The 18,228-nt window shown below is 43.7% G+C and carries 15 protein-coding genes and 1 tRNA gene; 3 read left to right on the top strand and 13 right to left on the bottom strand.

From position 1 onward, the window contains the following. Window positions 1-222: 222 nt before the first annotated feature. Window positions 223-975, top strand: coding sequence for a hypothetical protein (locus ACZIX4_RS10900; RefSeq protein ID WP_463335670.1), 753 nt, complete (start codon window positions 223-225; stop codon window positions 973-975). Between the two features lie 31 nt (window positions 976-1,006). On the opposite strand, the gene ACZIX4_RS10905 is transcribed toward ACZIX4_RS10900, so the two are convergent. The 3 genes from ACZIX4_RS10905 to ACZIX4_RS10915 form a co-directional block, all read right to left on the bottom strand. Continuing rightward, a complete protein-coding gene (locus ACZIX4_RS10905; protein ID WP_463335671.1) occupies window positions 1,007-1,480 on the bottom strand; it encodes a hypothetical protein in 474 nt (157 codons plus the stop codon). 189 nt (window positions 1,481-1,669) lie between these two features. Then, on the bottom strand, window positions 1,670-2,977 hold the full coding sequence (locus tag ACZIX4_RS10910) for an HTTM domain-containing protein (protein WP_463335672.1): 1,308 nt from the start codon (window positions 2,975-2,977) through the stop codon (window positions 1,670-1,672). Next, window positions 2,974-3,903 carry a bifunctional riboflavin kinase/FAD synthetase gene (locus ACZIX4_RS10915; RefSeq protein ID WP_463335673.1) on the bottom strand — a complete coding sequence of 310 codons (930 nt, stop codon included), beginning with the start codon at window positions 3,901-3,903 and terminating at the stop codon, window positions 2,974-2,976. Before ACZIX4_RS10915 ends, ACZIX4_RS10910 begins: the two co-directional genes overlap by 4 nt. A 190-nt stretch (window positions 3,904-4,093) precedes the next feature. On the opposite strand from ACZIX4_RS10915, the gene ACZIX4_RS10920 reads away from it, so the two are divergent. After that, the gene (locus tag ACZIX4_RS10920) at window positions 4,094-6,784 is read left to right on the top strand and encodes a zinc-dependent metalloprotease (protein ID WP_463335674.1); all 2,691 of its coding nucleotides are present in this window, start codon (window positions 4,094-4,096) and stop codon (window positions 6,782-6,784) included. A gap of 144 nt (window positions 6,785-6,928) precedes the next feature. On the opposite strand, the gene pth is transcribed toward ACZIX4_RS10920, so the two are convergent. The 8 genes from pth to ACZIX4_RS10960 form a co-directional block, all read right to left on the bottom strand. Then, window positions 6,929-7,552, bottom strand: a complete 624-nt coding sequence (pth, locus tag ACZIX4_RS10925; RefSeq protein ID WP_463335675.1) for an aminoacyl-tRNA hydrolase — start codon at window positions 7,550-7,552, stop codon at window positions 6,929-6,931. Between the two features lie 56 nt (window positions 7,553-7,608). Beyond that, window positions 7,609-8,565, bottom strand: coding sequence for a T9SS type A sorting domain-containing protein (locus ACZIX4_RS10930; RefSeq protein WP_463335676.1), 957 nt, complete (start codon window positions 8,563-8,565; stop codon window positions 7,609-7,611). A 123-nt stretch (window positions 8,566-8,688) separates the two neighbouring features. Next, window positions 8,689-10,125, bottom strand: coding sequence for a TolC family protein (locus ACZIX4_RS10935; protein ID WP_463335677.1), 1,437 nt, complete (start codon window positions 10,123-10,125; stop codon window positions 8,689-8,691). 2 nt (window positions 10,126-10,127) lie between these two features. After that, window positions 10,128-13,322: an efflux RND transporter permease subunit gene (locus ACZIX4_RS10940; protein ID WP_463335678.1), complete on the bottom strand. Its 3,195-nt coding sequence runs from the start codon at window positions 13,320-13,322 to the stop codon at window positions 10,128-10,130. Window positions 13,323-13,348: 26 nt separating this feature from the next. Then, window positions 13,349-14,434, bottom strand: coding sequence for an efflux RND transporter periplasmic adaptor subunit (locus ACZIX4_RS10945; protein WP_463335679.1), 1,086 nt, complete (start codon window positions 14,432-14,434; stop codon window positions 13,349-13,351). 138 nt (window positions 14,435-14,572) lie between these two features. Next, a complete protein-coding gene (locus tag ACZIX4_RS10950) occupies window positions 14,573-15,019 on the bottom strand; it encodes a hypothetical protein (RefSeq protein WP_463335680.1) in 447 nt (148 codons plus the stop codon). A 374-nt stretch (window positions 15,020-15,393) separates the two neighbouring features. Further along, a complete protein-coding gene (locus ACZIX4_RS10955) occupies window positions 15,394-16,002 on the bottom strand; it encodes a 50S ribosomal protein L25/general stress protein Ctc (protein ID WP_463335681.1) in 609 nt (202 codons plus the stop codon). 34 nt (window positions 16,003-16,036) lie between these two features. Next, window positions 16,037-16,978, bottom strand: coding sequence for a ribose-phosphate pyrophosphokinase (locus ACZIX4_RS10960; RefSeq protein ID WP_463335682.1), 942 nt, complete (start codon window positions 16,976-16,978; stop codon window positions 16,037-16,039). 158 nt (window positions 16,979-17,136) lie between these two features. On the opposite strand from ACZIX4_RS10960, the gene ACZIX4_RS10965 reads away from it, so the two are divergent. Then, a tRNA-Leu gene (locus tag ACZIX4_RS10965) sits at window positions 17,137-17,216 on the top strand. Window positions 17,217-17,501: 285 nt separating this feature from the next. On the opposite strand, the gene ACZIX4_RS10970 is transcribed toward ACZIX4_RS10965, so the two are convergent. Together ACZIX4_RS10970 and ACZIX4_RS10975 are read right to left on the bottom strand one after the other, a co-directional pair. After that, on the bottom strand, window positions 17,502-17,819 hold the full coding sequence (locus tag ACZIX4_RS10970; protein ID WP_463335683.1) for a hypothetical protein: 318 nt from the start codon (window positions 17,817-17,819) through the stop codon (window positions 17,502-17,504). Between the two features lie 3 nt (window positions 17,820-17,822). Next, the gene (locus ACZIX4_RS10975; protein WP_463335684.1) at window positions 17,823-17,945 is read right to left on the bottom strand and encodes a hypothetical protein; all 123 of its coding nucleotides are present in this window, start codon (window positions 17,943-17,945) and stop codon (window positions 17,823-17,825) included. Window positions 17,946-18,228: the final 283 nt, after the last annotated feature.

Below are 18,228 nucleotides of genomic sequence, written 5' to 3' on the forward strand. Positions count from 1 at the left end.
AAGTAACTATTTTACGTGTAACTGGTGCAGGTAAGGGTGCAAGATTTAGTGCAGGTTGTGCGCCGCGTCGTCTACTGTGTTGATTTTCTATATTTTATATCTTTAGGGTGAAATGTAGTTGACACTTTGTTGAATTCTATTTTATTTTTTTGCTTGATTTTGCATATACATATATGTAAATTTTGTTTGACTAAATTTACCTGTGAAATTTTATTTAAAAAAATGAAAATGTTTCTTAGAGTTTTAAAAACTATTGCAGCAATCATAGTTATTGTATTCTTTATTGTAATTATGATTGGATGGGTAAATTTTGCTTTGTCTTCAGGTAACTTAGATTGGATCATTGGCAAAGGAGAAATAGGCGATGCGATAGGGGGGCTTACATCTCCAATTATTGGTTTATTAGGATCTTGTTTAGTATATGTCTCTTTTAGACAACAAATTAAAGCAAACAAAATTCAGGTGGATGCTATTTTAGATTCAAAGCAGAGGTCTGACGATGAGATTTGGTATCTGAATCAAATTGAAAGTTGGAGAGAAATAAAGAAAGGGTTTCTTTCAGTTGAATTGAGATATCCTAAAAAAGCAAAAAATGAGTTAGAATCGCTTACAGATGATTTTAATATTTTTTCAGGTGTAAATACATTTAGGCTTACAAAGAAATTGTATAAATCGAAGGACTCGTTAAATGAAGCTCAGTTGAGGTCTGTAGAAATGGTTGCTGTTGAGTTTGTACGTTTATATATAGAGTTATATATTTTCTTAAATCAAACTCTGAAATCTCCTGAGAAACGTAGCATTGAGTTAAAGAGCTTGAAATATGAAATAGCCAGTTTTCATGCAAGATATTTATTCGACCACATACCAGTTTTTATTGATATTATTCCTGCAACTCCTGATATAAAAACTAAATTGGAGCAATATTTTGAAGAAAATAATGAATTTTTAAAATTAGAAGATATGACTGATGTTTAAAATACATCAGTCATATCTGTTATACAGAGATTTAGTGCGGGTTGTGTGCCGCGTCGTCTACTGTGTTGATTTTCTCTATCTTATCTTTCCAGTACTGCATCAGCGCAAACGATACTACCACGCTGGCAGCCAGTCCTTCCAGGAACAGGCTCACGGCAAACTGGTACGGTGAAGGGGTGTGCCCGCCGAATACATAGATAGAGTGGAATTTTTCAAGGTAGGCTTCACCACCGTGTGTGGCGGCATATACCATAAAGCTGAATACGCTAAGAACAAGCCCTGTAAAGGCTGTAAATAACGCTGAACCAAGGTTGGTAAAATAGCCGTCTATGTTGTCTTTAAAATTTCCCTGTAATGTGCGGTTTACGCCATAGAATACAAAGACGAAGTTGAGCAGCCTGAGGTAAAGGTTCCTTGAAAGGCCCAGTACGTCCATAATAAGGAAGTACACGCCTATACCAATAAAAATGATGAGTCCGTTTGTTATGATCCTTGATGTTTTCATGATTTCCGTGCTTAAGGTTACTGATACGGTTAACTATCTATCCGGAGGAAGGGCAGGGTATGCAAGGTGATACCTGCTTAATCCTTCTTCGAATTTACCCATTAAAAAGCGGAAACCAATGACAATTAATACAAGTTTAATACTTTGAAAGTGATTTGATTAAAGAAATTTTAAAATCGTTAAATTTCCTTAATCCTCTTCGGGCACCAGTATCCAGGGTGCGTGGCCGAAGTAATGGTACTCTGCCGAAGCCAGGTCGGTTTCGGGATCAATAAGCCTGTGGTAGCCCCTTTGGTTTACCGAAGCCTCGCTACGGGCATACACGGCAACATCTATACCCTGTGCGGCAAAATGTTTTTTGATGCGTTGTGCCATTTGCCAAATCATGTCGGGGTGTGGCCCCATAATTTGCAGCTGTTTAGAGGTTAGGTTGTCCATAAGGTTATATTGGAGTTCCTTGCCTGTTGCCTTGTTTTTTATAACAAAGTTTGTATACCCTGAACGGCTGCGCAGCATCATACGCCAGCTAAGACGGTGGCCTTCTTCGGTCCAGAGTACATCGCCCTTAATAAAATAGTGACGCACCGGTAAAGCCAACTGTATAATAAGATAGGGTATAAAAAAGTATTGAAATACCTGTTGTCCTGTGTAGGGCGCATCGGTAACAATGCGTGGCTTGTGCCTAAAAAAGATACGGCCTATGGTGGCAGGTGGGTACAGGAACACGGCAAAGCTCAGCGCAAAAAATGGGAAGATGCCTATCTTCAGGGTAATACTGTTAAAAATGTGGAATATTAACGAGGCCACCAGCGCCAGGGTGCGGGTGCGCCTGTACAACATAAGCGGTACTACAAGCAAATCAAATGCTATACCTGCCCAGGCTATAAATATTGCAAACCCATGAGAGTGTAGTATTTCGGCTGCTAAGCCTGATTCTCCCTGGTCGTCCAGCAGCTGGCGGGTAAAAGTACCGTTTAGCCAGTCCGGGTAAAACTTTGCCACAGTGGCGTAGAAGTATACCACACTTATTTGAAATACCATAACCCAGCGGCACCAGACGGGCATGGTGTATTGTTTTATTTCGGGGTGTTGTGCTGCGTCTATGCTCTTGTAGCGGTGTGCGGGCATAAAGCACATCATAAGGCTTATGAGCAGTAGCAGGTAATAGTGGTTGTTGTACGATGTTTTTTGCATAAAATACACCAGTCCCCACAGTACTGTAAAACTGATAATACTGAAACGGTATTTGTACCCCAGCATTATCATAAGCCCCAGCAGGCCCATTATTGCAAAATAAATGTACATGCCATAACCGGGTAACGGCTGAAGCCATTCCATGCCGATGTGCGAAAAGGTGAAGCGGGGTTCTATAAAGTTTAGCCTTACCCAGCCTGTAAATATGGCGCCTATGGTTTCGCAGGCCAGGAGGAAACCGAAAAATATCCTGAAGAGCACCAGCGGTGCATTATCCGTTTGGCTATACAGGAATTTTTTCATCGGTTTTTAAAATAGGCCATGGCGTTTTCGCGGTCGGTGTGCAATTGTTCTTTCAGTGCATCAAGCGAACTGAACTTTTGCTCGTCGCGCAGGCGGCTGTGCAGGTTGAGCTTTATTTCGGTATTATAAATGTCGGCATCGAAATCAAAGAAGTGTACTTCTATGGTTTGGTAGGTGCCGTCTACAGTAGGGCGCACGCCTATGTTCAGCATGCCATATACGGTTTTGCCAGCTATTTCAGCCGATGCGGTATATACACCGTTTGCCGGTATCAGTTTGTAATCTTCGACAGGTTGTATATTAGCCGTAGGGAAACCTATGGTGCGGCCCAGCTGTTTACCCTGTGTTACCGTACCGGTAATAAAGTAGGGGTAACCCAGGTATTCATTAGCCAGGGTTATATTTCCGGTTGCAAGCGCATTGCGTACTTTGGTAGAGCTTACCGGGGTGTGCTGCACTTCGTAAGGCGAAATTTGTTCTACCTCAAAGCCATATTCTTTACCCATTTCTACAAGATCCTGGGTGGTAGCGGTGCGGTTGCGGCCAAAGCGGTGGTCGTGGCCTATGATTATTTTGGCAATATTCAGTTGGCCCACCAGTATGTCTTTTACAAACTCTTCGGCGGTAAGCCTCGAAAATTCCAGACTGAATGGGTGTATAATGAGGTTGTCTACGCCTTCGGCTTCCAGCAGTGTGGCTTTTTCGGCCATAGTGTTCAGCAGCTTAAATTCGCCACCCTGCTGCAGCACCATACGCGGGTGCGGAAAAAAGGTTAGTACCACGCTTTCGCAATGCAGTGCAGCGGCAGTTTGGTTCAGCCGTTGCAGCAGTATTTTATGCCCGGTATGTACACCGTCAAAAGTGCCGAGTGTAACTATGGTTTTTGCATTATGTGAAAAATCCGTTATATCGTTGTAGACCTTCAAAATCGTAATTCTTGTTAGAGAGGCAAATTTAGCTTATTGCCCCAATATTCATTTTGTAAGAAGGGCATAATTACTTAAAAGCTTCAAATTTAACATAATTTGTCGGTGAATTGTACGAAATGTGTCGCCGAAAAACATTAATAATCTGTTATCTTTGCCCCCTATTGATTACCTAAACACTATTAATGCAATGAAAAAACAATTCCTATTATGTGTTACCGCTATGCTGGGGCTTACGGCAGGGTATGCGCAAACCAAAAGCCTGTGGGCTACCGTTACTCCTGAACGGGCTGCCGCAATGGGCGAGGTGAAGCCTGCTTTTACCGAAGCTAAAAACATTACCCTGGTAACACTTGATGCCGCAGGGCTAAAAGCCATACTGGCTACAGCTCCTAAGCGCTTTACAGGCCAGCAGGGTGTAGTGATAACACTACCTGCTATAGACGGCACTACAGAGCGTTTTAAAGTAGTAGAGGCGTCTAACTTTTCTCCTGCACTACAGGCACAGTTCCCTGACATCCGTTCGTACTCAGGCCAGGGTATTGATGACCCTACTGCTCACGTAAGGCTAAGTGTATCTGCTTCGGGTGTACAGACTATGGTACTAAGGGCTGATAAAAAAACTGAATTTATAGAGCCGTATACCAGCCACAGCGAAGTATATGCACTATTTAATTCGGGTGCTAAGCGTAAAAAAGGTGCACTACCATTTACCTGTACCACACAGGAAGACATGAGCCTTTTAAAAGCTTCGCAAAGCCTTGCCAATAAATCGGCACTGTCTAGTGCTATGGAGTTTAAAACCCTTAGGCTGGCACTTTCTTGTACCGGTGAGTACGGTGCTTACTTTGGCAGTGCTACAAATGCACTTGAGGCTATGAATGCTACCATGACCCGTGTTAACGGCGTGTATGAAATAGACCTTGCCGTGAACCTTATAATGATTGATAATGAAACCGATATTATCTATACCTCTGCTTCATCTGACCCGTATTCTAATGCTTCGGCTATGTATAACTGGAATGATGAGCTTCAGGAAACCCTAACCAGCGTTATAGGTGAGGAAAACTATGATATAGGCCACCTTTTTGGCCGTACAGGCGGTGGCGGTAACGCAGGCTGTATAGGCTGTGTATGCGTAAACAACCAAAAGGGTAGCGGTATTACATCGCCTGCCGATGGTATACCTGAGGGTGATAGTTTTGATATAGACTATGTTTCTCACGAAATGGGCCACCAACTGGGTGCAAACCACTCGTTTACTTACTCTTGGGAAGGTGTTGGTACTGCAAATATTTCGGCCCAGTCTGAACCGGGCAGTGGTAGCACCATTATGGGTTATGCCGGTATTACCGGTAGCCCTACCGACATACAGTCAAATTCAGATGATTACTTTACCTATACTAACCTGTACCAGATACAGTATAACCTGAATACCAAGAGCTGCCCTGTAACGGTAGACCTTAACAATTCTGACTTTACAGTTGACGCAGGCGCCGCCTACAGCATACCGAAAGGTACCGCTTTTGTGCTTACAGCTGCTAATGCTGCAAATAACCCGGCTAACATTACATACTGCTGGGAGCAAAACAACACGGGTACTGCCAGTACGCAAGACGAAAACAGCCTTGCAGTAAGTACTAAAACTGCCGGCCCTATCTTCCGTTCGCTACCACCTTCATCATCGCCAACCCGTTATTTCCCTGCATACAGCAGCGTATTGGGTAACTCACTTACATCAACATGGGAGAGCGTATCTGAAGTGGCAAGGACACTTAACTTTACCCTTACCGGTAGGGATAATATAGATGGCGGAGGCCAGACAAAATATGACAACGTTAATATTACCGTAAGGAATGTAGGACCGTTCCAGGTTACTTCGCAAAACGATGAAGATACTTCATGGACGGCAAACAGCCAGCAAACTGTAACATGGGATGTGGCAGGTACAACTGCTAACAACATAAACGTATCTCAGGTAAACATACTGCTTTCTACCGATGCCGGTGAAACATGGGGCTATACACTTGCTGCTGCAACTGCTAACGACGGTAGCGAAACCATTACAGTGCCTGCAGGTGTAGCCGGTATTAACTGTCGCCTTATGGTGCAGAGCGTGGGTAACGTATTCTACGCGCTTAACGAGAAGAATTTCCCTGTAGGATATAGCGTAGTTACTACATGTAATACATTTACTAATGACAACGGCCTTACAATACCTGATAACGGTACGTCATTTACAAACCAAACAATTGCAGTAACTGGGCTTACCGGTACTATTTCGGCTGTAAATGTACATGTAGATGCAACCCATACCTACTCAGGCGACCTTATTATAAATGCAACCAACCCTGCTAATACTTCTGTGAACCTTTGGAACCAGCAATGTGGCAGTAACCAGGATTTAGATGTTACATTTAGCGACAGCGGTACAACTTTAGAGTGTGATACACCTACAAATGGTACATACAAGCCACAGAGCGTGCTTTCGGCATTTAACAATGCTACCTCGCTTAACGGTAACTGGAGGCTGCGTGTAAGGGATACTTACCCTGGCGATACCGGTAACATTAACAACTGGTCACTGGAAATATGTACTATGCAGGCTACGGCTGCTATAGCAGACTACGGCCTAAGTGCATTTACCCTGTATCCTAACCCTAACAACGGCTCATTTACAGTACAGTTTACATCTGAAAGCCAAAACGATATCCTTGTAAGGGTACACGATATAAGGGGCAGGCTTGTATACAACAGCAAGTTTGACAACACCGGCCTTGTATCGGGTACAGTAAACCTTAACAATGCAGAGCGTGGCGTATACCTTGTAACCGTACAGGACGGTAGCCGCAGCGAAACCCGTAAAGTAGTAGTGAAATAATTCATTCCTGCTATATAAAACAAAATGGCGCCCCGAAAAGGGCGCCATTTTTTATTGGCCTTTACCTCTCCAAAGGAAAGGGAGGAGCTTTACTCATCTGTGAAAATCTTTTTAATCTGTGTAATCAGTGTTGCTCATAAAGCTCTATTTTCCGTTAAAAGTACTCATAGTATTGGCTAAGCCCGATAAGGTAAACTCACGCACCGCATCGGCCGATTTATCAAGACGTTCGCTAAGGGTGGTTTTTTCCTCTTCGCTCCATTCGCCCAGTACATAGTTTACCTGTTGGCCCTTTTTAAAGGCGTCTGTTATCCCGAAACGGAAACGGGGATAGTCAGCACTGTTCAGTACCAGTTGTATGTTCTTAAGCCCGTTATGGCCTCCGTCGCTGCCCTTAGCTTTTATGCGTATGGTGCCGAATGGAATATTAAGGTCATCGGTAACTACCAATAGATTTTCCTTTGGGATGTTCTCCTTGTCCAGCCAGTATTTTACGGCCTTGCCGCTGAGGTTCATGTAGGTGTTGGGCTTCAGCAGTATCAGGGTACGGCCTTTCAACTTGTATTCGGCTACCTGGCCCAGCTTGGCAGTTTCCCAGCTCAGGTTTTCCTGCTGCACTATGCGGTCCAGTATTTTAAAGCCTATGTTGTGGCGCGTGTTTACATATTCGGCGCCCGGGTTTCCCAGGCCCGCGATAAGGAATTTTTTCATCGGGTCTTCAGGTTCTGTTTCTTTTTTACCGCTAAATATATTGGTAAGCCATTTCATGTGGCAAAGATAACAGATTTGCTGTAAGCGGCAGGCAAGCAGTTGAAAAAGCTATGTTACTTGACTACTACCTTTTTTGTAACTGACGTACTACCCGAAGCTACAACCACCATATACACCCCTTTTTCCAAACCTGATACATTTACAGTATTATCCTGTGGGTTATTAAATTCGCGTACAAGCCTGCCTGAAATATCAAGCAACTTTACATTATCTGCCGCTGCATTGCCTAAACTAATATGCAGCACATCTGTAGCCGGGTTAGGGTATATTTCGGCGTGTGGTTTAGCATTGGTTTTAACTCCCATAGTACACGATTCGGTATAGCTGTAGGTCATACTGTATCCGTACACATTCCATTCAGAGTAGGGATATTGCCCGGCCTGTGCCACATCTTCATCGTCAATTTCTATACATACACTTAAGGTTTCTTCTGCGGGGTAGGCATAACCTATAATTATATGCATATCCGGATTGTTATTGCCATTTTTCAAGTTGATATAATTAAGGCCACCATCTGCATAAAGATATTTTATGTTAGGGTTGTGGCTGAGGTCAATTTCGCTGAAACCGTTAAACGGATATACATCACCCCCCGATGAAATGTATAAATATTCTAAAAGTGGATTTGCCGAAACATCAAGATGTGTAAGTGCGTTAGTGCTGCAATCCAGATATTTGAGTCCCGGCATAGTACTTACGTTGAGTGACTCTATTATGGTGCTGCCTATAATCAGCTTTTCAAGGTTGATGAAAGCTTCAATGCCGGTGACATCGCTTATATAATCTTCGGGATAATTGTTCGGATATGGATTTATAATAAGTTCGGTAACGGCCTCAGCATCTACGGTGGCTATCTGGCCATTTATTATCCCGTCGCTGTCTATGCCAAGGTTTATAAGCTCTTGTTCAAAGTTTGCGTCGGGGATGCCGGTGGTTTGTGCAATTGTATGTTGTGCTGAAAGCAGTGAAACAGCAATGGCTAACGGGTAAAACAGGGTTGTTTTTTTCATAATTTTTTGGTTCTGTTAGTGTTGCTAATGTATGAATTTTTTGTCAAAATTAACCCGAGCCAAAAAAAGAAACCCCCCGATTGCTCAGGGGGCCTCTTGCAAGTGTATGAGAAAGTATTTGCATTAATTCCATCCGCCGCCCAGTGCGCGGTAGATGTTTACCATGGCGTTCATTTGTTGCATTTTGGTTTCTATAAGGTCAAATTTAGACTCCAGTGCGTCGCGCTGTGTCATCAATACTTCCATATAGTCGGCGCGTGCCGATTTAAACAGGTCGTTAGATATGTTTATCGACTGTGTAAGGGCATCCACCTCCTGCGCTTTCAGGCTGTAGCTGTTTTGCAGGTTGTCTATTTTGCTCATCTGGTTAGCCACTTCTATATACGCATTCAGTATTTTCTGCTCGTAGTTATAGGCTGCCTGTACCTGCTTGGCATTAGCCGTTATATAAGCCGCCTTAATGGCATTCCTGTTAACAAGCGGTGCAGCAAGGTCGCCTGCAAGCGTATAAATAAGCGATTGCGGTTTTACAATATAGCTTGGGTCAAATGCCTGGTAACCTATACCTGCCGAAATGCCCAGAGTAGGGTAAAAGCGTGCTTTGGCTACCTTAATGTCAAGCTTAGATGCAGCAAGTTCTAATTCCGCCTGCTTAATGTCAGGACGGTTAGCTAACAGCTGAGACGGTATGCCTGATTTTACAACATTTGGCGTCAGTGTAGCGAAAGCATCTGAACTGCGTTTTACCGGCTGCGGGAAACGGCCCACAAGGAAGTTGATGCGGTTTTCTGCTTCCACAATCTTCTGTTTTATGTCGTACTGAAGGCTTTGTGTATTCAGCACCTGTGCCTGGAAACGTTTTACGGCAAGCTCGGTAACACGAGCCGATTCCTTTTGCAGCTTTACAATTTCAAGCGCGTTTGTCTGTATCTGTATGTTCTGGTTTACCAGTTGCAGCTGGTTGTCCAGCGCCAGCAGTTCATAGTACGAGTTGGCTATTTCGGCAACCAGGTTAGTCACCATAAAGTTTTTACCTTCTACCGATGCCAGGTACCTGCATACGGCTGCTTTTTTAGCCGTATGCAGCTTACCCCAAACGTCCACTTCCCAGTTGGCACGCAGTCCTGCGCCATAGTTTTGCAGCGGGTCAGGGTTTTCCTTGCCGTCTACGATATCTATGTTGTGCTCCAGTGCGCCCTGTGTAGTGTTGCGCGATGCCTTGGTAACATCGGCACCGGCACCCACGCCTACGAACGGAAGGTATTCCCCTTTGCGGGCACGTACTTCGCTTTTTGCTATTTCTATTTCCTGCAGGGTAATGTTCAGCTCCTGGTTGTTAGTCAGTGCTGTGTTTATAAGTTCCTGTAGGTTAGGGTCGGCAAAATATTCCTTCCATTTTACGGTAGCGGTACTGGTAGTATCGGTTACCGCAGTGCTGTTATAAGCGCCCGGTGTGTTTTTGTTCTCTGCCCTCTGTACTACGCCGGGTACGCTACAGGCCGTAAAGGCTGCCGCAACAAGTGTTACGGCAAGGCTTTTATATATGATGTTCTTTTGCATGGTTATTCGGTTTCGTCGTCAGTGTGGGTGAATTTATCTATAGAATGTACCAGCTCTTCAGAAAGTGAACTGTCGTCCTCAAACTTAATCAGCTTCCTTCCGCTTGCAAGCGAGCCGAATATAAAGTACAAGCCCGGTACAATGAGCACCCCGAATACGGTACCGAAAAGCATACCTCCAAGTGCAGCCGAACCCAGTGTACGGTTACCTATGGCACCTGCACCGCTGGCTACGATAAGCGGTATAAGGCCGGCAATGAATGCAAACGAGGTCATAAGGATAGGACGGAAACGTACTTTGGCTCCTTCAATGGCCGCATCGATTATGCTGAGGCCCTCATGGTGCTTCTGCACCGCGAATTCCACAATAAGTACCGCGTTCTTACCGAGTAGTCCCACGAGCATGATGAGCCCAATCTGCGCGTAGATGTTGTTTTCAAGGCCCATCATCTTAAGCAGGAAGAACGAACCGAAGATACCCACAGGAAGTGAGAACACTACCGCCAGCGGAATGATAAAGCTTTCGTACTGTGCAGCAAGTACAAAGTATACGAAGGCAAGTACGATACCGAAGATGTATAGCGACTCATTACCACGGTTAGACTCGTCATAAGAAAGGCCTTCCCATGCTATGTCATAACCTTTAGGCAGTTTTTTTGCCACTTCACGTACCGCAGCAATAGCATCGGCAGTGGTATATCCTTTTGCAGGAAGACCCTGTATAGCAGCCGAGTTGTACATGTTGTAACGTGTAATCTCGTTTGGCCCCTGTCCTTTTTTAAGTGTCATAAAGGCTGAGTATGGTACCATTTCACCCTGGTCGTTTTTCACGAAAAGGTTAAGGATATCAGACGGCATCCTCCTGAATTTAGGGTCAGACTGTACGAATACTTTAAAGAAACGGTTGAACTTAATGAAGCCCTGCTCATATGTACTACCGATAAGGATGTTAAGGTTCTCCATGGCCTTGCCAATAGATACGCCTTTCTGCATGGCCAGGTTGTTGTCTATTACCAGCTCGTACTGAGGGTAGTTAGCAGCAAAGAAGGTAAACAGGCCGGTAAGTTCTTTACGCTTGCCCAGTTCATCCATAAACTGCTTGTTTATTTTGTCAAAGTCCTGGTAGTCTGTAGTGGTGTTCTTGTCAAGAAGACGCATAGAGAAACCACCAGATGAACCGAAGCCCGGAATTGCAGGTGGCTCAAAGTACTCTATTTTTGCACCCAGGTTTTTAGACTTCTCTTCCAGCTCTTCCATGATTTCGGTAACCTTATGTTTCCTTTCGCCCCAAGGCTTAAGGTTGATAAGACAGGTACCGGCGTTAGATCCGCGGCCTTCGGTCATAATCTCATAACCCGCAAGTGATGATACCGATTCTACTCCGTCTATCTCTTCACAGATTTTCTGAAGCCTTTGCGATACCTGGTTTGTAGTCTCAAGCGTAGAACCCGGAGGTGTCTGGATGATCGCATAGATGGTACCCTGGTCTTCACTTGGTATGAAACCAGATGGAAGCACTTTGTTTATAAAATACGTACCGGCACAGAAGGCAAGCAGTACTATAAAGGTAAATGTCCTTAGGCTTACAATCCTTTTCAGTACGGCTACATACCTGCCTGTAAGCTTGTCGAATCCGCGGTTAAAGCTATCCAGCGCACGGGTAAACAGGTTGCTCTTCTTCTCGTGGCCGTGGTGGTTTTTAAGCAGCATGGCACATAGTACCGGAGTAAGCGTAAGCGCAATGATGGCCGAGATTACAATAGAACTCGCCATGGTGATAGAGAACTGGCGGTAGAAGGTACCCACAGGCCCGCTCATGAACGAGATAGGGATGAATACCGAAACCATTACCGCTGTAATAGCGATGATAGCACCACTGATTTCGCCCAATACAAGGCGTACTGCGTTGTACGGCGATATGTGCGGGTGTTCCTCAAACTTGGCATGCACGGCCTCTACCACCACAATGGCGTCGTCTACCACAATACCGATGGCCAGTACCAGTGCAAACAGCGTTACAAGGTTTATAGAGATGCCGAAGAACTGTATTACAAAGAATGCCCCGATAAGCGATACCGGTACCGCAAGGATAGGGATAAGCGTAGACCTCCAGTCGCCCAGGAATACGAATACCACAAGCGCCACAAGGATAAACGCATCGCGTAGTGTGTCTATTACCTGCTCTATAGAGGCATCAAGAAACTTAGATACGTCATAGCTGATTTTATAGTCTACTCCCGGAGGGAATGATTTTTTCATTTCTTCAAGCTTGGTTTTTACCCTTTCAATAACCTCGTTAGCGTTACTACCGTAGTTTTGTTTCAATACGATAGAAGCAGACGGGTGACCGTCAAGGTTAGAGTAAATGTCGAAGAATTCGGCATTAAGCTCGGCGCGGCCTATGTCTTTGAGCCTTATGGCCTCACCATCGGCATTGGCACGTACTATAACATTGTTGTACTGCTCAGGGGTGTTAAACTGCCCTTTGTAGGTAAGTACATATTCCAGCGACTGTGCTGCAATACCCGAACTCTGGCCTATACGCCCAGGACGGCCTATGATACTTTGTTCGCCCAGGGCTTTCATTACCTCTTCGGTAGAAACGTTGTATGCCCTCATACGCTCAGGATCCAGCCATATACGCATGGCGTAAATCCTTGAACCAAGAATCTGGCTACGGCCCACACCCTTAATCCTGTTGATTTCAGGGAGCATGTTTACGTTAGCATAGTTATACAGGAACTTTTCGTCCATGTTTTTATCCGTAGAGTACAGGTTTACGTACATAAGCATACTCGGCTGGATAGGGGTGATAACCACACCCTCACGCTGCACCAGCTCCGGTAGCAGCGGCATTACCTGGTCTACCCTTGTTTTTACCCTGATTACCGCCTGGTTAGGGTCGGTTCCGGGTTCAAAGATAATCCTCAGGGTGGCTTCACCGGCACTGGTGGCATCGGTAGCCATATACCTCATGTCCTGTACACCGTTTATGGAGTTTTCCAGGGTAATAAGGGTAGATTTTACCAACACGTCGGCACTGGCGCCCGGGTAGGTAATAAATATGTTTACAGTGGTAGGGGCAATTTCGGGGAACTGCGCTGTGGGCAACTGTACTATTGCCAGCACACCCATAAACACAATCATAATAGAAATTACGATTGCAAATACAGGCCTTTGTATGAATTTAGTGAACATTGCTTTCTCGTTTTTAAATTACACGTTTATTCAGCATACAGCTCCAGGTGCGATAGTACTTTCTCCGGTTTTTCCAGGGTGTACTCTATCTTCTCGTCTTCTTTTACAAGGCGAAGGCCCTCAAGAAGTATCTTATCGCCTGTGCTAAGCCCTTTGCTGATAATGAATATGTGCGGCAGCTCGGCAGCAATGGTAACTTCACGTGATTTAACTACATTGTTTTTGTCTATAACATACACATACTTTTTCTCAAGCACTTCAAACGTAGCTTTCTGAGGGATAAGCATGGCATTCTTGTAAGGCTGTGTCATTTCCACATTACCGGTTTCGCCATGCCTTAGCAGGGCTTCAGGGTTAGGATACGTAGCCCTGAACGCTATGTTACCGGTTTCGTTATTGAAGTCTGCTTCTATGGTTTCTACCACACCTTTGTGGTTAAACTCTTTGCCGTTTGCCATTTTAAGGCCCACCTTCACTTTGTCTTTAGCATTGTAAAGCGCCGTTTTGTAGTCAAGGTATTCGGCTTCAGGTACGTTAAAGTATACCCACATCTGGCTGTTATCAGACAGTTCTGTAAGCAGGTCGCCTTCTTCTACAAGGCTGCCCAGCCTTACATGGAAACGGTCTATAATACCGTCAAACGGGGCGCGTATTTCGGTAAACTGAAGGTGTACTTTTGTTAGGTTAAGCTCGGCTTTTGCCTTGTCCCATTTCGCTTTGGCCATAGCCAGCTCGTTAGGGGCTACCACATTGGTTTCGGCCAGCCTTTTGGTGTTTTTGTATTCTATTTCGGCATAGCTTGCTTCGGCTTCAGCCTTTTGCATTTCTGCCCTGTACAGGTTCGGCATAATCTGGAAAAGCAGTTGGCCCTGCTTTACATGCTGACCCTCGTCTATAAAGATTTTTTCTACGTAACCGTGTTCCTGCGCACGCAGTTCTATGTGGCGTATGGACTTAACCTGCCCCACATAGTCCTTAGTAATGGTGGTGTCCTTTACAATAGGGTTAGTAGCTAAAAATTTCACTTCTTCTGCCTTTTCTTCTTCTTTCTTTTGGCAGCCGGTGTTAAATAACAGGGTACATACCCCCATTATCATTACAAATTTCTTCATAATAACTCGCTTTTTAATGCAATTCAACTTTCTCAATAAATTTTTATAGGATACTGTATGGTATTACAGGATAGGCACACGCCATGGGCGCGCGGAAGGGTAGGGCATACCGGTGTGTATTGCCCTTTCAGGATAAAATCAAATGCGGAAAACGCTGAACAGTATATGCCATTTACCCGATGGTATAAATAAAAACAGCCTGCTGGTATGCAAGCTTTTTTGTGTGGTAAATGTATATGCATCAGCAGGTACAAGCAGGTTGTACGCAGGTATGTGGTTGCCGCTTATGGCAGCAAGTTTTTTAAATGAAAGTGATTTAAAGGCGCTTAGCTCGTCTTCCTCTTCCTCAGTATCGGTAGGGTCTACTTTGTCGATAGCTTTTACAGTTTCGAAAACCGCTTTTTTGAATGAAGCTTCTGTTATATCGGCGCTCTTTTTGGTTTCGTTGGCAAAGATGCTTTGTGTGGTTTGCAAAGTGTCTTTAACCAGCAGGCTGCTGTAGCCGGTGTGTGCATGCAGCTTTCCGCATACAGTAACCAGTACAAGTACCAGGCAGGTTAAATATTTTACAAACAACTTTTTCATCGGTTCACGAAATTTTAAAGCGGTGTTTTTGCGGCAGGGGCATTTGCTAAAAGCGGGATATGTGTATTGCGGTGTCTTAACGTTAATTGCCCTTTACGTATAAAACTCTGGCAAAGATATGCCAAAGATGGTGCCAATAAAGGGGAGAATTATTAAGATTTCCTTAGGATTCGTATGGGGTGGTGCCGGAAATCGTTGTAGGGGTTTTTGAGATGCTCCCTGTACTATAGGAGTGGGTTTTTTGAGATGTCTTCACTCCGCTGCGCTTCGGTCGACATGGAAGAGGCTGTAAACTGCGACTGAGAACTTTTAAAATAAGGGCATAAAAAAAGCGTCCCTTTTGAGGACGCTTTTGGTATATCGAAAAGATAAAATTATTTTTTCTTTCCTTTTGCAGGAGCTTTTGCAGCTTTTGCAGCTTCCTGGGCAGCTTTCATAGCCGCACGAGAAATACGTACCTGAGCGATAACAGTGTTATCTGGCTGAAGTAGTTTGTAACCGTCCTGAGAAAGTTTAGTGATGTAAAGTTTGTTACCCATCTCTAGCTCAGTGATGTCAGCTTCAATAAAGTCTGGCAGGTTAGCAGGAAGGGCACGCACTTTAAGTTTACGTTGGTTAAGGCGAAGTACACCACCGGCCATAACACCTTTAGAGTTACCTACAACTTTTACAGGAACGTCCATAGTGATTTCTTTATCATCATGAAGTTGGTAAAAGTCAATGTGAAGGATTTTGTCTGATACAGGGTCAAACTGAATGTCTTGCAGGATAGCGTTGTAAGACGCACCCGGAATTTCAATTACAACTGTGTGTACGTTTGGAGTGTACACAAGGCTTTTAAATGCCTTGTCTTCAGCTGTAAAATGTACTGGTTTGTCTCCTCCGTATAGCACGCAAGGAACCATTCCAGCATTACGTGCCGCACGCGTTGCCGCTTTACCCACGCTTTCTCTTTCAGATCCTTTGATCGTAATTGATTTCATTTGAAATAAATTATATAATTAATAAAAAAGTTACTTATTGTAAAAACTTGCCGCTTATAGATACATTATTCTGTACCATGTGCATTACCTCGGCAAACAGGCCTGCGCAGGTTACCACTTTAATTTTAGAAGTTTCCTTCTTCAGTGGAATACTGTCGGTAACTATAAGTTCCTTCAGCTGCGAGTTTTCTATTTTTTCATACGCACCACCGCTTAGTATAGCGTGTGTACATATAGCACGTACACTTAGTGCACCTTTTTCCATCATTAGGTCGGCTGCCTTGGCAAGCGTTCCGCCCGTGTCTATCATATCGTCTATCAATATAATATTACGGCCTTTAACGTCGCCTATCAGCTCCATTGTTTCAATCTTGTTAGCCTCCTTGCGCTGCTTGTAGCATATAACCACATCGCTGCCCAGGAACTTAGAGTAGGCGTAAGCCCTTTTACTACCGCCCATATCCGGTGAGGCTATGGTAAGGTTTTCCAGGTTAAGCGCCTTAATGTGCGGTACAAAGATGGTTGAGGCAAACAGGTGGTCTACCGGTTTCTCAAAGAATCCCTGTATCTGGTCGGCATGCAGGTCCATGGTCATTATCCTGGTAGCGCCTGCCGATTCTAATAATTTGGCAACAAGCTTGGCACCTATCGGCACACGCGGCTTGTCTTTACGGTCTTGCCTGGCCCACCCGAAGTAAGGTATTACTGCGGTAATGTGCCTTGCCGAAGCCCTTTTGGCTGCGTCTATCATAAGCAGCAGTTCCATAAGGTTGTCTGCTGTAGGGAAGGTAGAGCATACTAAAAATACCCTGATTCCCCTTATAGACTCTTCAAACGAGGGCTGGAATTCGCCGTCGCTATAGTGCGAAAGCGATACCTTCCCTAACGGGATGCCGTAGCTTTCGGCTATCTTTTCGGCCAGATAGGTGCTTTGAGAGCACGAAAATATCTTAGCTTCCGGTTCTAAATACGACATTTTAATCTGCTGTTTAGTAGTTTGTTAGTGTGTGTTGTTTCTAAACAGGGTGCAAATTTAGAAATTTAATTTTATAAGGAAAGTAATTTGCATTGTATTTTTCCTTGTTTTAAAGATAATTTTCTATTTTTGCAGCGTTAAAATTGCTAATGCAATAAGCCTGGATGGCGGAATTGGTAGACGCGCACGACTCAAACTCGTGTACTACGGTGTGTGGGTTCGATTCCCACTCCAGGTACTTTAAAAATCCCTAATTGATTTGGTAACCAAATTGTTAGGGGTTTTTTATTTTAGGTTTTCCCCATATCTTCCCCACAATGTGTTTTTTTGTAATGATCGAGATATTGTCTTTACGCCTGCCCTGTACAACCACCAGCGGCGCAACGCACCTGTTGGCTTTGGTGCTTTGGGGTTAGTAGGTGCGGCTTTGCAGGGCGAGTGGGCTTTGATTGTGATGCTTATAGCAGGTATATATTGGGCTTTTAAAAAATAAAACCGCTCGGTAAAGAGTGGTTTTATTTTATTATTTGAATTGAATATTATTACACTTATTCTCTTCATACCATTTTAACCAACCTGCTTTGTCCTCTTCAAATGCTGCAATTGGATAAGTACGAGCATAATTCGTCATCGAATCAAATGAAACATGAGTATATTTCGAAATGAATTTGAGTGAATTATCAAAACTTTCATCTTTTATAGTTGTAATATGTGCCTCAATATTTTCAATATGTTTAAAAAACTCTGTTTTAAACTTTAAGTTCTCTTTGCAAGGTGGATTTTTGACTCTCACAGAAGAACATGAAAAAAATAATAAAATAAGTGGTAAGTAGATTTTCATAATTTATTGTTTTTTTACTTTAATAGTTCCTTCTGGGCGCTGAGGGAACACACCTTGTTTTGTCACTGTTCCATTTTTTTCTTTAAAGCTATCATAATATTTCCACTCCAGGTACAAAAGCTTCATAGAGATATGAAGCTTTTTTGTTTTATCCCTATATCTTCCCCTCAACAGCCGTTTTGTTAGGCACAAATTAATCTCCTTACATCTGCCAAATTATAATCGCGTAATCACTTTCATCCGTAAGAGTGAATAATTTATCTTAAAATTTTTATAAGCCTGCGGATAATTGTTAAAAACCTTTATATGTTAAAATTATCCCCATTGCTTTCGTAAATATTCGTAATTCTTAAAATGAGTTATTTTTATTGAGTCTAAATAAAATAATTTTGTGGAGTCAAAAAACAAT

This window comes from Flavobacterium niveum, from assembly GCF_055231775.1.

Excerpts from the sequence above, each read along its gene's own strand:
- ACZIX4_RS10950 (WP_463335680.1), bottom strand. The coding sequence starts at position 15,019 with ATGAAAAAGTTGTTTGTAAAATATTTAACCTGCCTGGTACTTGTACTG.
- ACZIX4_RS10920 (WP_463335674.1), top strand. The coding sequence starts at position 4,094 with ATGAAAAAACAATTCCTATTATGTGTTACCGCTATGCTGGGGCTTACG.
- ACZIX4_RS10910 (WP_463335672.1), bottom strand. The coding sequence starts at position 2,977 with ATGAAAAAATTCCTGTATAGCCAAACGGATAATGCACCGCTGGTGCTC.
- ACZIX4_RS10905 (WP_463335671.1), bottom strand. The coding sequence starts at position 1,480 with ATGAAAACATCAAGGATCATAACAAACGGACTCATCATTTTTATTGGT.
- pth (WP_463335675.1), bottom strand. The coding sequence starts at position 7,552 with ATGAAATGGCTTACCAATATATTTAGCGGTAAAAAAGAAACAGAACCT.
- ACZIX4_RS10935 (WP_463335677.1), bottom strand. The coding sequence starts at position 10,125 with ATGCAAAAGAACATCATATATAAAAGCCTTGCCGTAACACTTGTTGCG.
- ACZIX4_RS10930 (WP_463335676.1), bottom strand. The coding sequence starts at position 8,565 with ATGAAAAAAACAACCCTGTTTTACCCGTTAGCCATTGCTGTTTCACTG.
- ACZIX4_RS10960 (WP_463335682.1), bottom strand. The coding sequence starts at position 16,978 with ATGTCGTATTTAGAACCGGAAGCTAAGATATTTTCGTGCTCTCAAAGC.
- ACZIX4_RS10945 (WP_463335679.1), bottom strand. The coding sequence starts at position 14,434 with ATGAAGAAATTTGTAATGATAATGGGGGTATGTACCCTGTTATTTAAC.
- ACZIX4_RS10970 (WP_463335683.1), bottom strand. The coding sequence starts at position 17,819 with ATGAAAATCTACTTACCACTTATTTTATTATTTTTTTCATGTTCTTCT.
- ACZIX4_RS10975 (WP_463335684.1), bottom strand. The coding sequence starts at position 17,945 with ATGAAGCTTTTGTACCTGGAGTGGAAATATTATGATAGCTTTAAAGAA.
- ACZIX4_RS10955 (WP_463335681.1), bottom strand. The coding sequence starts at position 16,002 with ATGAAATCAATTACGATCAAAGGATCTGAAAGAGAAAGCGTGGGTAAA.
- ACZIX4_RS10900 (WP_463335670.1), top strand. The coding sequence starts at position 223 with ATGAAAATGTTTCTTAGAGTTTTAAAAACTATTGCAGCAATCATAGTT.
- ACZIX4_RS10940 (WP_463335678.1), bottom strand. The coding sequence starts at position 13,322 with ATGTTCACTAAATTCATACAAAGGCCTGTATTTGCAATCGTAATTTCT.